Annotated in this window: 1 protein-coding gene; it reads right to left on the bottom strand. The window is 67.3% G+C overall.

All coding sequences use genetic code 11. The annotated features are described in order from the left end of the window. Nucleotides 1-61 precede the first annotated feature (61 nt). Nucleotides 62-16,972: BapA/Bap/LapF family large adhesin (locus AC07XM_RS20585; protein WP_495045352.1), on the bottom strand; the 16,911-nt coding region annotated here is incomplete at its 5' end.

The following is a 16,972-nucleotide window of genomic DNA, read 5'->3' as shown; positions in this document are numbered from 1 at the left end:
AGTTCCCTTACTGCTGGTCGTCCTTGCCGCCGGGCATTTGCCCGGCGGGTTTGCAGCGGCCTCAGACCACATGGATACCGTTCTGTACCCACAGGTGATGGCTTGGATCCTCCTGGGCCGTGTATTGGTTATAGTCGATACCGTCGGCAGTTTGGTTCCCGACCAGCGTCCAGTTGTCCGTCATGTGAACCGAGTCTTTGTTGTCCCCTTTGATGATGAGTGTGTCGGTGCCGGTTTCGGTGATTGCCACCACGTCCGCCAGGTTGAGCGTCAGCGCCACCGAACTGGTGTCGTTGAGGTCGATGACTTCGATGTCGTGCACGCGCCCGGCCAGGTTGCCCAGGTCGATGCTGGCATCGCCGCCGCCCCACAGCAGGGTGTCGGTACCTGTGCCGCCCTCGACGCTGGCGAAGTTCTGGTCGACCACCACCAGCGTGTCGTTACCCGCACCACCCTGCAGGGTGATGTGGCCACCCTGGCTGCCATCGAGGTGGTCGTTGCCGTCGGTGCCGGCGATGACATCGGTGGCGGCTGCCAGGCTGGCCAGCGCTACCGCCTCGTCACCGGTGTCGGCCTGCAGCGAAGTGAAGGTGGTGAGGCCGGCAGCATTGTCCAGGTTGACGGTCAGCGTGGCGGTGTCGGTGGTGCCGTTCGGGTGGGTCAGCTCGTAGGTGAAGGTGTCGTGCTGGCCGACCACCGCCGAGGTAAGCCCTGGGTTGAGGGTGTAGGTGTAGCTGCCGTCGGCATGCACCAGCAGCGTGCCGTAGGTGCCGGCCACACTCACCCCGTTGTAGCCCGGGATGGTGTAGGTGTTGGCCGCTGTCAGCACGCTCAGCACGGTCAGTGCCGAACCGACGTTGTCGTCACTCAGCAGGTTGCCGGTGGCTGCCGTCGCGCCGCTGACCACGAACTCGGTCAGGTGCGTGGTGGTGGCGTTGAGGCTGGTGGTGATGGAGCTGAGCAGGCCGATGCCGCCGGCGGTGACACGTACGTGGTAGGTGCCGGCCCCCTGGTTCTGGAAGGTATAGCCCGCGCCGCCACCGAGCAGGCTGATCAGCGACCCCCCCGGTACCGACTGCACCAGTACGTACTGGCCGGTGGCCGGGTTGAGCTTGAGCAGTTCGATGGTGGTGCCGTTGAGCAGGCTCAACAGGTTGGCGGAGTTGACCACCACCTGCAGGTTGGCCGTGGTATCGGCGGCAACCGTGGTGGTGTAGGTGGCCTGGCGGGTACCGATCACCGGCAGGCTCAGCGAGCCCAGCGCACTGCTGCTGGTGTCAACACGGTTGGCCAGGGTGACATGGCTGGTCCCGACATCGTTGACCGCGTCGACCACCGTGGCCGGTGCAGCGTAGTTGGTGTTGCTCCAGACCTCCGTGGCTTGCGGGCTGTCGATGCGTACGTACAGGTTGGCGGTGTCGGACAGGCCGTTCGGGTGCACCAGCTGGTAGCTGAACACATCCACCTTGCCGACACTGTTCGGGCTGCCGTTCGGGGTGTAGGTGTAGCTGCCATCCGCACTGATCACCAGGGTGCCGTACTGGCCCTGAACCGTGGTCGATGTACCGGCCGAGACATAACTGCCGTTTTTCAGCACTTGCAGCACGGCGGCGCTGTCCGGGCCGCGGGCATCCACCGCGCCATCGGTGCCCACGTCGGTGATGACGTTGCCGGTGGTGGCAGTGCCGGTGCCGGTGAACTGGGTCAGGCTGGTGGAGGTGATGTCCAGCGCGGTGCTCACGTTGGTGACCAGGCCGATGCCGCCACTGCCCACGGTCAACCGGTAGTCACCGGCTTGCAGCACGCCGATGTCCACCTGCAAGCCAATCGGCAGCACGATCAGGTCGAGCAGGCCCTGCGTGTTGCCGGTGGCGAGGGTCACCCAGGCGCCGCTGGCGTCTTTTACCTGCAGGGTGAAGCTGGTGTTGTTGAGCAGTGCCAGCACGCTGTTGGTGGTCAGTGTCAGGGTCGGGTCGGCCGTGGTGCCTGCCGCCACCGTCCAGGTGTAGGTCTTGGAGAAGCCCGACAGCAGCGTGGTGAAGCTGTCGGTGTAGGTCTTGGTGGCACTGACCGCTGCCAGGTTGACCGTGGCCGTGGCCAGGTTGTCGCTGGCGATGACCGGCGCGTTGGCATCCACATCCGGCGCGGTGACGTTGACGTTGCCCGACACGTTGCCGCGCGGGTCGCTGAGGGTCACCGAGAGGATCTGGCCGTTGTCCTGAGGCGGGCTCAGGGTCACGGTAAAGGTGCCGCCCGGCTGCACCGTCGCGGTTTGCAGCACGGTACCGTTGGCGCTGCGCACGGTCACGGTGGCGCCCACTTCGCCAGTACCGGTCAGGGTACCGCCGTCGGCACTGATCAGCAGGTTGCCGGCAGCCGCAGGTGGGGTCAGGTCTGGTGCGGTCAGCGTAGTGCCGGTGGAGACGTTGCCGGCGCTGTCGGTGAGGGTGACGCTGAGCGCCTGGTTGTCGATCTGCGCCGCAGTCAGGCTGACCACGAACAGGCCGTTGCTGCCCACCGTTGCTGTCCCCAGCACGGTGCCGGCGCTGTTGCGCACGGTGACCGTGCTGCCGATCTGGCCAGAACCGCTGACCGAGGTGCCGTTGGCGTTGATGGTGGCCAGCGGGGCGGCTGGCGGGGTGGTGTCGGGCGCGGTCAGGCTGGTGCTACCGGACAGGTTGCCGGCAGCATCGGCCTGGCGCACCACCAGCAGTTGCCCGTCGTTCTGTGGCGAGGTCAGGGTGATGGTGAAGGTGCCGTCGGCTTGCACCACACCGGTACCGACCTGGCCGTTCGGGCCTTGCACCGTCACGGTGGCGCCCGCTTCACCGTTACCGGTGAGCACGGTACCCGCGCCGTTGATGGTGACGTTGGTCGGTGTTGCAGGTGGTTGCACGTCCGTGGCGGTGTAGCTGGTACTGCCGGACACATTACCCGCAGCGTCGGCCTGGCTCACGCCCAGTACCTGGCCGTTGAGCTGTGCGGCGTTCAGGTTGACGGTGAACACGCCACCGCCATTCACCACCGCCGTGCCGAGCACGTTGTTGCTGGCGTCGCGCACGGTCACCGTGGCGCCGGCTTCACCGGTACCGGTCAGCACCAGGCCGTTCAGAGACAGCCCGGTCACCAGCGGGTTGGCCGGTGGTGTGATGTCGGCGGCTTGCAGGAAGGTTGGCTGCGATTCACCGCCTACCAGTGCTACAGCTGTCACCGAAATATGCTGGCCGTTGAGCTGCGCTGTGTTCAGCGTCAGGGTAAAGGTGCCGTTCAGGGTAGCGCCGCCTGTGCCGATCAGGTTGCCTGCGGCATCGTAGACCCGGATGCCCACGCCACTTGGCGCATTACCGGCCAAGGTCAGCCCGTCGCTGCCCAGCGTCACATTGGTGGGGGGCACTGGTGGCGCGATCAGTGGTGTGATGTACGTGGCGACCGCAGAGGTATTGATGCCGTCGGATTGCGTCACTGCCAAGGTGGCGAGCGAGCCCGCCGCCGGCACCAGGGTTATCTGGAAGTTACCCGCGGCATCTACCGTACCCGTGCCGATAACCAATCCGCCGCGGCTGATGGTGACGGTGGCATTCGGCTCGCCCTTGCCGGTCAGCACGTTGAACGTGTTGTTGATGGCCATGTCGGTGACCACCCCAGGCGGTGAGGTGTCGTTGGTCTGATAGGGCACAACCACCGAGGCGTTGCCGGCATCGTCCGTGGACACCACTGTGAGCAACTGGCCGTTGTTCTGCGGCGGGTTGATCGGCACGGTGAACTGGCCGTTTGCACCCACTTCCACGGTGCCTACGACGTTGTTGTTCGGGTCACGCACCGTGATGGTGGTGCCGGCTTCTGCCGTACCGGTCATCGACGTACCTGCCGGGTTGAGCAACAGGTTATCGGGTTGCACTGGCGGCGTAAGGTCTGGCGCGTTCACCTGCAGGGGCGCCGACGGGTTGCCCGTGGCGTCCTGGGCGATGACGGTGAGGACTTCACCGTTGATCTGCGGGTTGTTCAGGTTGAGGACAAAGGTGCCGTCCGGATCGACCGTCACCTGGCCCAGCAGGTCGCCGTTGTTGTTGACCACGGTGACGCGGGTGCCGGCTTCGGCGGTACCGATCACCTGGGTGCCGCTGTCGTTGATGGTGGCGATCACGGTGGCCGGTGGCGTGGTGTCCACAGCCGTGACCGAACTGATTGGCGAGATGTTACCGGCACCATCGGTCAGGGTCACTTGCAGCACTTGGCCATTGAGTTTTGCGGTATCCAGCTCGACCACGAAGGTGCCGCTGGCTCCCACCGTACCGGTACCGACCTGCGTGGTGCCAACGTAGACCCGCACCGTGGCGCCTGCTTCGCCGACACCGCCCAGTTCGTCACCCGCCGCATTGAGCCGTAGCTCGGTTGCCGCAGCAGGCGGCGTGTGGTCCGGCGCCAGTACGCTGACCGGCAGGCTGACGTTGCCGGGTGGGTCGGCCTGCAGTACCGACAGCAACTGGTTGTTGATTTGCGCAGGCGTAAGTTCGACACGGAAGCTGCCATCGGCGAGCACCGTGCCAGTACCCAGCACCGTGCCGGCGGCATTGCTTACGATGACCGTCGCGCCGGCTTCGCCCAGGCCGCTGACAACGCTGCCGTCTGCGTTGATCACCACTTGGGTGAGCGGGGCGGGTGGGGTGAAGTCCGGGGTTTGCAGGGTTGCCACTGCCGACACGTTGCCGGCTGCGTCGGCCTGGGTAAAGCTAAGCAGCTCGGCGTTGCCCAGTGCCGGGTTCAGGGTGATGGTGAAGTGGCCGCTGGCATCGACGGTGGCGCTGCCGATTTCGTCGCCGGCCGGGTTGGTCACGGTCACCAGCGCGCCAACTTCGCCGCGGCCGGTGAGGGTGACGCCATCCCCGGAAACGGCCAGTTCGGCTGGTGCCGTTGGCGGCGTGGTATCGGGTGCGGTAATGGCGCTGGCGGCGGACTGGTTGCCAGCCGCATCGGTCAGTACCACTTGCACTTGCTGGCCGTTTGCCTGAGGCGATGCAAGGTTGACCTGGAAGGTGCCGTCCGCGCGCACCGTTGCACTGCCCAGCACCGAACCGTCGGCGGCGAGCACGCGCACGCCGGCACCTGCTTCGCCGGTACCGTTCAGCAAGCTGCCGCCCCCTGCGAAGGCCAGGTTGCCGGCAGCATCCGGGGCGACGCGGTCAGGGGCGATCAAGCTGACGCTGTTGGACTCGTTGCCGGCCACATCGGACTGGCTGGCGTTGAGCTGTTCGCCATTGATCTGCGGCGCGCTCAGGTTGACGCTGAAGTTGCCACTGGCATCGACCACGGCAGTACCCAGCTCGATACCGCCTTCGCCTAGCACGGTAACGGTGGCACCTGCCTCGCCGCGGCCACTGAGGACAAGGCCGTCGTTGGACAGCACCAGGTTGGTCAGTGGTTGCGGTGCCGTGGTGTCCGGTGCCTGCAAGGTGGCAGGCAGCGATACGCTGCCATCGGTGCCCGTTGCGCTGACCTGCAGCACTTCACCATTGGCCTGTGCACTGCCCAGGTTGACAGTGAAGGTACCGTCGTTGGCGACCGGGCTGCTGCCCAGCAAGACGCCATTGGGGCCATACACCTTGACTGTGCTGCCCGCCGCTGCGGTGCCGGTCACCGACAGGCCGTCAGCGGCCAGGACCAGGTTGTCCGGGGTTGCCGGTGCCAGAACACCCGGCGCGGTGACGTTTTGCGCAGGGGAGACATTCTGTGCGGCATCCGCCTGAATCACGCTCAGGCTTTCACCGGTGATCGCGGCCGGCGACAGGGCCACGCTGAAGTGGCCGTCGGCCCCGACCGTGGCGGTGCCCAGCACGGTATTGTCGGGTGCCCGCACAGTGACTGTTGCGCCTGCTTCGCCATTGCCTGTCAGGGTCGCGCCATTGGCGGAGACCGCCAGATTGGTCACGGCCGCTGGCGGCGTGGTGTCGGCTGCGCTGTAAGGCGCGGCCGGCGACACGTTGCCGGCGGCGTCGGTGGCGGTCACCTGCAGCGTCTGGCCATTGGTCTGGGCGCTGTTCAGGGTGACCTGGAAGGTGCCGTTGCTGCCGGCCACCGCCGTGCCCAACACGTTGCCGCTGGCATCGCGTACGGTCACGGTGCTGCCGGCTTCGGCGTTCCCGGTCAGTTGCAGCCCGGTACCGGACAGGGCGAGTGTGGTCGGTGCCGCAGGCGGGGTGAAGTCCGGCGCAGTGACCGCCACGGCGGTTGAGGTGTTGTTGCCCGCATCGGTCTGCGTAACGTTCAGGTGCTGGGCGTTGAGCTGGGCGCTGTTCAGGGTCAGGGTAAAGCTGCCATTGGCCGCCACCAGGCCGCTGCCGATGATGGTGCCGTCCGGACCGCGCACGGTGACTGTGGCGCCGGCTTCGCCCAAGCCGGTCAGGGTCAGGCCGTTGTTGTTCAGCACCACATTGGTCAGCGGCGCGGGTGGGGTCAGGTCCGGGGTCGACACGTTGATGGCTGGCGACGTGTTGCCGGCGGCATCCACCTGCGTGACGCCGATGGCCTGGCCATTGGCTTGCGGGGTGTCGAAGGTCACCGTGAAGCGGCCGTCGGCGCCCACGGTGGCGGTGCCCAGCACGGTGCCGGCGGCGTTGCGCACCTGCACGGTAGCGCCCACTTCACCGCTGCCGGACAGCTGGCGGCCGTCCTGGCTCAATAGCGGGTTGGTGATGGCGGCGGGTGGCGTGCGGTCGGGCGTGGCCAGGCTGGCCGGGCCGGAGACGTTGCCGGCAGCATCGCTGAGGGTGACTTGCAGCGGGCTGCCGGTGGTTTGCGCGCTGGGCAGGGTGATCTGGAACTGGCCGCTCTGGTTGACGGTGCCGGTGGCCAGGATGGCGCCACTGGCGTCGCGGACGGTGACGCTGGCGCCGGCTTCACCCTGGCCGCTGAGCACGGTGGCCGCGCTGTTGAGGCTGAGGTTGCTGGCCGCCAGCGGTGCTTGCAGGTCAGGTGCTTGCAGCGTGGCCGCGAGCGAAACGTTACCCGCAGCATCGGCCTGGGTCACGATCAGGTTCTGCCCATTGGCCACGGCCGGCGAGAAACTGACGCTGAACAGGCCATTGCTGCCGACGGTAGCAGTCCCCAGCAGCGTGCCTTGAGCGTCTGTCACGCGCACGGTTGCGCCCACTTCGCCCTGGCCGGTCAGTGTGCTGCCGGTGGCGTTGAGGGTTACCTGGGCCGGCGCGTTCGGTGCCGTGGTGTCATTGGCCACCACGATGGCCGGCACCGAAGGCTGGCCGTCGACAGTAGCCTTGGCACTGACTTGCAAGGTCTGGGCATTGAGCTGGGCGTTCTGGAAGAACACCCGGAAGGTGCCGTCGCTGCCGACCGTGGCGGTGCCCAGGGTAGTGCCCCCGGAGGTCACGGTAATCAGCGAGCCGACCGTACCTTGGCCGGTCAGCAGGAAGCCGTCGGCGCTGATGGCAAGGGCCGACGGTGTGGCCACTTCCGTGCCAGTCGGGCCTGCTACTGGCACCTGGGGTGACTCATTGCCGGCAGGGTCGATCACCACCACAGCGACAGTTTCGCCGGTTGTCAGTGGCGGGTCGACCGGCACCACGAAGGTACCGTCCGGCCCTACGGTGATTGTGCCGCGCACGGTGTCATCCGGGTTGCGGATTTCTACCGTGCTGCCGGGTTCGGCGGTGCCGCCGACCGTGCCGCCGTCCGGGCTCACGCTAATGCCGGTGGCCGGCAGTGGATCAGTGGTGTCCGGGGCGGTGACAGAGACCGGTGCCGAGTCGTTACCGGCAGCGTCGGTCACTACCACGGTCACGGTCTGGCCGTTGTTCTGCGCTGTATCCAGTGGCACGCTGAAACTGCCGTCCGGGTTGACCGGGACAGTGATCACATTGCCAGCCCCATCGCTTACGGTGACCGAGTCCGCGCCAGGTGCGTTACCGGTGACCGTGGTGCCGTCGTCGCTGACAAGCACACCTGTGGGCGCAGCCGGTGGCGTGATGTCCGGCGCAGTGATCTGGCCGGGCAGGGACTCATTACCCGCCGCGTCGGTCAAGGTCACGTTCAGGGCCTGGCCGTCCAGTTGCGCAGGCGACAGCGGTACCGTGAAGTTGCCGCCTGCCGGCACGACTACGGTACCGACCACGGTGCCGTCTGCCAGCCGCACTTCCACCGTAGAGCCAGCTTCACCCGTACCCTGGATGGCGTTGCCGCCCGGGGTGATGGTGAGGCCGGTCGGTGCGGCCGGTGCAGTGCTGTCGTCGGCGGTAAAAGTAGCCGACGGCGAGGCATTGCCGCCCCCATCGATCAGCACCACCGACAGCACCTCGCCATTGGTCTGGGCGGGGGTGAGTGGAACTTCGAAGGTGCCGTCTGCCGCCACCGGTATGGTGCCCAGCAGGTCACCGGCGGCGTTGCGAACCTCGACGGTGCTCCCGGCTTCGCCCTGGCCGCTGAGCAGCGTGCCCGTAGGGTCGAGGCCCAGGCCTTGCGCCGGCAGCGGTGCCTCGAAGTCAGGTGCGGTGACGGTGCCGGCCGGTGAGTCGTTGCCGGCGTTGTCCGTCTGGGTGACGGACAGGGTCTGGCCGTTGAGCTGTGGCGGGTCGATTGTCACCTGGAAGGTGCCATCGGGCTGGACCGTTGCGGTACCCAGTACTGCGCCACCCGCGCCGCCCACGGTCACCTGCGCACCAGGCTCGCCGCTGCCGCTCAGGCTGCTGCCGTCGCCAGCCAGAATCAGGCCGGTGGGTATATCGGGTGCCTGGGTATCCGGTGCTGGCAAGTCGACCGCCGCTGACAGGTTGCCAGCCGGGTCGCGTTGCTCCACGGTCAGTGCCTGGCCGTTGGTCTGAGGCGTGTCGAGCGTGATTTCGAATGCGCCGCCAGTGCCGACCACGGTGCTGCCCAGCACGCTGCCGTCCGGCCCGCGCACGGTGACGGTGGCACCGGGTTCGCCGTTGCCGGTGACCGTGGTGCCGGTGCCATCGATGGCCGGGGTGGTGACCACTTGCGGAGGGGTGGAGTCGGGTGCAGTGAAGTCTACGGGCCCTGCGCTGTTGCCCAGGTTGTCAGTGGCTTCGACTGTGAGGCTTTCACCATTGCGCTGCGGTGCGTTGAGGGTGACATCGAAGCGGCCGTCGGCGCCTACGGTGGCGGTGCCCAGCACGTTGCCATCGGCGTCACGCACGGTGACGATGGAACCGTTCTGGCCTTGGCCGGTGAGGTGAATGCCAGCGGTATCGATGGCCAGCCCCGAGGGTTGCAGCGGGCCATCGGTATCGGGCGCCACGATGGTGGCGGTCGAGGTATTGCCAGCGGGGTCGCGCAGTACCACGTCCAGTTCCTGGCCGTCTGTCTGCGGTGGGTTCAGGACCACGCTGATCACACCATCGTTACCGACCTGGGCGTTGCCCAGCACAGTGCCGTCGGCACTGATGACCTGCACGGTGGTGCCCGGTTCGCCGCGGCCGGTGAGCAGGCCGCCGTCGGCACTCAGTTGCAGTTCGCTGGCTTCATTGGGCGGGGTGATGTCAGGGGCGGTGATCTGGGTCGGCAGCGAGCTGTTGCCAGCGCCATCAACCGCCACCACATCCAGGGTCTCGCCATTGGCCTGGGCCGGGCTCAGGCCGATGGTGAAGCTGCCATCCTGGCCAGCCTGGACGCTGCCCAGGACATTGCCCTGTGCGTCACGCACCTGCACCTGCGTACCGGCCGGTGCGGTACCGGAAACGCTGGAGCCGTCGCCGGCCACCTGCACGCCGCTCGGGCTCTCGGGCAGCGGGGTATCGGCAACGGTCACACTGACCCCTGCCGAGGTATTGCCGGCGGCATCGGTCTGCACCAGGACGATGTTCTCACCTGCGGCCAGCGGTGCCTCCAGGTCAACCACGAAGGTGCCATTGGGCGCCACGATGCCGGAACCGAGCACGACACCTTGGGTGTCACGCACTTGCACCGTGGCACCGGGCTCACCACGGCCAGACACGGCCAGGCTGCCATCGCCTGCCACCACGTCGGTGACGATCGCCGGTGCGGTGATGTCTGGCGCCGTGTAGCTCAGCGGCACCGAGGTGTTGCCGGCCGCATCGGTCACAGTGATGGACAGGGTTTCGCCATTGGCCTGAGGCGGGTCGAGGGTCAGGCTGAAGCTGCCATCGGGCCCGGCAATGGCGCTGCCGATCAGGTTGCCCAAGGCATCTTTCACCTCCACCCGGGCGCCCCCTTCTGCAGTGCCGACCAGGCTGTCACCATTGCTCAGCACCAGGTCGGTTGGTTGCAGCGGTGCCACCTGGTCCGGCGCTGTCAGCGGGCTAGGTGTCGAGACGTTGCCGGCGGCATCGGTCAGGGTCACTTGCAGGGACGAGCCATCCACCACCGGGGTTGGCAGTTGCACGTTGAAGCTGCCATCCGGTTGCACGGTGCCGCTCACCAGCACCTGGCCCTGGTCGTTGCGCACCTCCACAGTGGTGCCTGCTTCACCCCGGCCGGAGACCGTGCGGCCATCGACGCTGATGACCAGTTGGGTGGCAGGCGCTGGCGGTGTGGTATCACCACCGTTATCAACGATCGGGGCAGTGACGGTGCCGGCTGCGGAGGCATTGCCTGCGGTATCGGTGGCGGTTACCTGCAATTGCTCGCCGGCCACTTGAGGCGGGGTAAGGCCGATGCTGAACGTACCGCCGGCCCCCACCACGACGCTGCCTAGCACGGTAGTGCCGTCGGCTGCCAGCACGCGCACGGTGCTGCCGGCTTCGGCGCGCCCGGTCACCACGCTGCCATTGGCGCTGACAGCGAGTTCGCTGGGGGCGGCGGGTGCGGTGATGTCCGGCGCGGTCACTTGTACCGGCAGTGACGAAGCCCCGTTGTTGTCGATGGCGACCACGTCCAGCAATTGGCCGTTGGCCTGGGCCGGGTTGAGCACAACGGTGAAGGTGCCCTCGGCGCCGACCACGATGCTGCCCACCACCGCGCCATTGGCATCCTGCACTTCCACGCGGCTGCCGACCGGCGCGGAGCCGCTGACGCTAGTGCCATCCGCAGCGACTACCAGGTCGCTCGGGCTTGCCGGTGTGGCCACCAGCGGTACATCAAAGGTCAAGGCCCCAGACGCGTTGCCGCTGGCGTCGGTCTGCACCAGGCTCAGGCGCTCGCCCGGCAGCGCGGCCGGGTCCAGGTCGAGCAGGAAGGTGCCGTTGGCGGTCACCGTGCCAGTGCCGATCACGGTGCCATTGACGTCGCGTACTTCAACGGTAGCACCGGCTTCGCCGCGACCGCTCAAGGTCAGGCCGCCGGTACCGACCACGATGTTGCCGACTACGGCTGGGGGCGTGGTGTCCGGCGCATCGAACTGCAATGGGGTGGAGACATTACCCGCGGCGTCCACCACTCGGATGTCGAGGACCTCGCCATTGGCTTGGGCAGGGGACAGGGTAACGCTGAAGCTGCCGTTCGGGTTGACCACGCCGCTGCCGATCACGTTGCCCGAGGCGTCGCGCACCTGCACGGTAGCGCCAGGCTCACCGCTACCGGTCAAGGTAACGCCGCCGGCAAGCTCCAGACCGGTCGGCTGGGCGGGGGCCTGCAGGTCTGGGGTGGCCACCGTGCCCGGAGTGGAGGCATTGCCGGCGGCATCGGTCAGCACCACTTGCAGGGTACTGCCATCGTTCACCGGCGGGGCCAGGCTGACCTGGAAGGTGCCATCCGGGTTGACCGTACCGCTGGCCAGCACGTTACCTTGGGCATCGCGCACTTGCACGCTGGCGCCCGCTTCGCCACGGCCGCTCAGTTGGCCACCGGCCAGGCCGACGACCAGGTTGGTCGGCGCCTGGGGTGGCGTGGTATCGACACCGTCGATGTCTGGGGCCGTGACGCTACCGGCACTGGAGGCATTGCCGGCGGTGTCGGTGGCGGTGACTTGCAGCACTTCACCGTCCACTTGTGCCGGGCTGAGGGTGATGCTGAAGCTGCCGGTGGCGCCTACCACCGCCGTACCCAGCACGGTAGTGCCATCGGCGGCCAGCACGCGCACGGTGCTGCCCGCTTCCGCGCGGCCAGTGACGACGGTACCGTTGGCGTTGATCGCAAGTTCGCTCGGGGCGGCCGGGGCGGTGATATCCGGCGCACTGATCTGCACCGGCAGGGACGATGCACCCGTGCCATCGATGGCGACCACATCCAGCAGCTCGCCGTTGGCCTGGGCCGGGTTGAGGATGACGGTGAAGGTGCCTTCAGCGCCCACTACCACACTGCCCACCAGCGTGCCGTTGGCATCGTGGACTTCCACGCGGCTGCCGGCCGGTGCAGACCCCGTGATGCTGGTGCCATTCGCGGCCACTACCAGGTCGCTTGGGCTGGCGGGGGCAGGGGTAACGGGCACCTCGAACTGCAAGGCTTCGGACGCGTTGCCGCTCGGGTCGGTCTGTACCAGGCTCAGTGCGGCGCCCGGTTGGGCTGCCGGGTCGAGATTGACCACAAAGGTGCCGTTGGCGCCGACCGTGGCAGTGCCGATGACGGTACCGCCGGCATCACGCACTTCAACAGTGGCACCGGCCTCGCCGCGACCGCTGAGCACCAGGCCACCGGTACCGACCACGACATTGCTGACCGCCGCAGGCGGGGTGATGTCCGGTGCATCGAACTGCAGCGGTGCAGAGCTGTTGCCAGCGGTATCCACCAAGCGCACGTCCAGCGCCTCGCCATTGGCCTGGGCCGGGAACAAGGTGACGCTGAAGGTGCCGTCTGCGTTGACCAGGCCGGTACCAATCACGTTGCCGGCGCTATTGCGCACCTGCACCGTGGCGCCAGGTTCGCCGCGGCCGGTGAAGGTGACGCCATCGGCCAGGGCCAGTTCGGTCGGTTGTGTCGGGGCTTGCAGGTCTGGAGAGGCGACCGAGCCCGGTTGCGAGACGTTGCCAGCGGCATCGGTGAGGGTGACTTGCAACGTGCTGCCGTCGTTCACGGCAGGGGACAAGGTTACCGCGAAGGTGCCATCCGGGCCGACAGTGCCGGTTGCCAGCACAGTGCCTGCCGCATCGCGTACCTGTACGGTGGTGCCGGCCTCGCCACGCCCGCTCAACTGGCTGCCGGCGAGGCCGATCACCAGGTTGGTCGGTGCGTCAGGTGGCGTGGTATCGCCCCCGTCGATGTCTGGCGCGGTGACCGAGCCAGCGGTCGAGGTGTTGCCTGCCGCATCGGTGGCGGTGACTTGCAGCACTTCGCCGTCGACCTGTGCCGGGTCCAGGGTGATGCTGAAGCTGCCCGTGGCGCCCACCACCGCGCTACCCAGCACGGTGGTGCCATCGGCGGCCAGCACACGCACGGTGCTGCCCGGTTCGGCACGGCCGGTGACTACTGTGCCGTCAGCGTTGACGGCCAGGTCGCTCGGGGCGGCAGGTGCGGTGATGTCCGGTGCGGTGACCTGCGTTGGCAGGGACGCTACGCCAGCATCGTCGATGGCCACCACGTCCAGCAGTTCCCCATTGGCCTGGGCCGGGTCGAGGACCACGGTGAAGCTGCCATCGGGGCTCGCCACGACACTGCCAATCAGCGTGCCGTTGGCATCATGCACTTCCACACGGGTGCCGGCAGGTGCCGTACCGCTGATGCTGCTGCCGTCTTCGGCGAACACCAGGTCGCTGGGGCTTGCCGGGGCAGTGGTGACCGGCACTTCGAACTGCAGCGCTTCGGAGGCGTTGCCGCTTGGGTCGGTCTGCACCAGGCTCAGTTGCTCACCTGGCTGCACAGCCGGGTCGAGGTTGATCAGGAAGGTGCCGTTGGCGGCTACCACACTGGTGCCGATTACGGTGCCGTTGGCATCACGCACTTCGACAGTGGCGCCGGCTTCGCCACGACCACTCAGGGCCAGGCCGCCGTTGCCGACCACGATGTTGCTGACCGCCGTCGGCGGAGTGATGTCCGGTGCATCGAACTGCAGCGGTGCAGAGCTGTTGCCGGCGGTATCCACCAGACGTACGTCCAGTGCTTCGCCGTTGGCCTGTGCGGGGTTCAGGGTCAAGCTGAACAGACCATCGGCGCCGACTACACCCGTGCCGATGAGGTTGCCACCGGCATCACGCACCTGCACGGTAGCGCCCGGTTCGCCGCGACCGGTGAAGGTCACGCCGTCAGCCAAGGCCAGCTCGGTAGGCTGGGCAGGGGCCTGCAGGTCTGGCGAGGTGACCGAAGCGGGTGGCGAGACATTGCCAGCGGCATCGGTCAGGGTCACTTGCAGGGCGCTGCCGTCGTTCACGGCAGGGGTCAGGGTAACTGCAAAGCTGCCATCGGTGCCGACAGTGCCGGTGGCCAGCACAGTACCTGCCGCATCGCGTACCTGCACAGTGGTGCCAGGCTCGCCGCGCCCGCTAAGCTGGCTACCGGCCAGGCCGATTACCAGGTCGGTCGGGGCTACCGGTGGCGTGGTATCGACACCGTCGATGTCCGGTGCGGTCACCACGCTGGTGGGCGATGTGTTGCCGGCGGCATCTGTTGCGGTGGCTTGCAGCACTTCACCATCGACTTGTGGCGGCGCGAGGTTGATGCTGAACACGCCGGTCGGGCCGACCACGGCCGTACCCAGTTCGGTGCCATCGGCGGCAACGATACGCACAGTGCTGCCCGGTTCGGCACGGCCGGTGATGACGCTGCCGTCAGCGCTGACGGCCAGTTCGGTCGGTGCGGCCGGCGCGGTGATGTCCGGCGCGGTGATCTGCGCAGGTAGTGAGGAAACGCCACTGTCATCAATGGCGACCACATCCAGCAGTTCGCCGTTGGCCTGGGCCGGGCTCAGCTCGATGCTGAAGGTGCCGTCGGCATTGGCAATGGCGCTGCCGATCAGGGTGCCATTGGCGTCATGAACCTCCACGCGCGTCCCTGCAGGGGCCGAGCCGGTGAGGGTGGTGCCGTCGGCATCGACGGCCAGATTGCTCGGGCTGTCCGGCGCGGTGGTCAGCGGTACGTCGTACTCCACTGCCACGGAAGCGTTACCGCTTGTGTCAGTCTGCACCAGGTTCAGCTGTTCGCCAGGCTGCGCAGCTGGGCTGAGGTCGATCAGGAAGGTACCGTTGGCAGCGACTACGCCAGTGCCGATCACGCTGCCGTTGGCATCGCGCACTTCGACCGTGGCGCCCGGTTCGCCACGACCGCTCAGGGCCGCGCCACCCACACCGACCAGGATGTCGGTTACGGCATTGGGCGGGGTGATGTCCGGGGCTGTGAATTCCAGTGGTATCGAACTGTTGCCGGCCGCGTCCACCAGGCGTACGTCCAGTGTTTCGCCGTTGGCTTGCGCAGGGTTCAGGGTCAGGCTGAACAGGCCATCGGTGCCGACTACACCCGTGCCGATGATGTTGCCTGCGGCATCACGCACTTGCACCGTGGTGCCCGCTTCGCCACGGCCGCTCAGTTGGCTGCCGGCCAGGCCGATTACCAGATTGGTCGGGGCTTCAGGCGGTGTGGTATCCACACCGTCGATATCCGGTGCAGTGACGGAGCTGGCCACGGACGTGTTGCCAGCAGCATCAGTCGCAGTGGTTTGCAGGACTTCACCGTCTACCTGTGGCGGAGCAAGGTTGATGCTGAACACGCCGGTCGGGCCGACCACGGCCGTACCCAGTTCGGTGCCATCGGCGGCAACGATACGCACAGTGCTGCCGGGTTCGGCACGGCCGGTGATGACGCTGCCGTCAGCGCTGACGGCCAATTCGGTCGGTGCGGCCGGCGCGGTGATGTCCGGCGCGGTGATCTGTGCGGGCAACGAGGAAACGCCACTGTCATCGATGGCGACCACATCCAGCAGTTCGCCGTTGGCCTGGGCCGGGCTCAGCTCGATGCTGAAGGTGCCATCGGCATTGGCGATGGCGCTACCGATCAGCGTGCCGTTGGCGTCATGCACCTCCACGCGAGTACCCGCAGGGGCGGAGCCGGTGAGGGTGGTGCCGTCGGCATCAATGACCAGGTTGCTTGGGCTAGTCGGCGCCGTGGTCAGCGGTACGTCGTATTCGAGGGCAGCGGAAGCGTTGCCGCTTGGGTCGGTCTGCACCAGGCTCAGTTGCTCACCTGGCTGCACCGCCGGGTCGAGGTTGATCAGGAAGGTGCCGTTGGCACCGACCACACCGGTACCGATCACGGTGCCGTTGGCATCGCGTACTTCGACAGTGGCGCCCGGTTCGCCGCGGCCGCTCAGGGCCAGGCCATCAGGGCCGACCACGATATTGCTTACTGCGCCAGGTGGCGTGATATCCGGGGCATCGAACTGAAGCGGTGCAGAGGTGTTGCCGGCGGCATCCGCCAAGCGCACATCCAAGGCTTCGCCGTTGGCCTGTGCAGGGTTCAGGGTCAAGCTGAACAGGCCATCGGCGCCCACAGTGCCAGTGCCGATGAGAGTGCCTGCGGCATCACGCACCTGCACGGTAGCGCCCGGTTCGCCGCGACCGGTGAGGGTCACGCCGTCAGCCAGGGCCAGCTCGGTAGGCTGCGCAGGGGCCTGCAGGTCTGGCGAGGTGACCGAAGCGGGTGGCGAGACATTGCCAGCGGCATCGGTCAGGGTCACTTGCAGAGCGCTGCCGTCTTTCACGGCAGGGCTCAAGGACATCACAAAGGTGCCATCCGGGCCGACGGTTCCTGTAGCCAGCAGATTACCCGCTGCATCACGCACCTGCACGGTGGTGCCGGCTTCGCCACGGCCGCTCAGCTGGCTGCCGGCCAGGCCGATGACCAAGTTGGTCGGGGCCTCAGGCGGCGTGGTGTCGCCCCCGTCGATATCCGGCGCAGTGACCGCGCTGGCTACGGATGTATTGCCAGCGGCATCGGTCGCGGTGGCTTGCAGGACTTCGCCGTCAACCTGTGGGGGGTTGAGGTTGATGCTGAACACGCCGGTTGGGCCGACTACAGCCGTGCCCAGTTCGGTGCCATCGGCAGCCACGATACGCACAGTGCTGCCCGGTTCGGCACGGCCGGTCAGGACGGTGCCATCCGCGCTGACGGCCAGCTCGGTCGG

The organism is Pseudomonas sp. GW460-LB5 (assembly GCF_059423245.1).
This window is presented reverse-complemented; position numbering and strand designations above follow the sequence as displayed.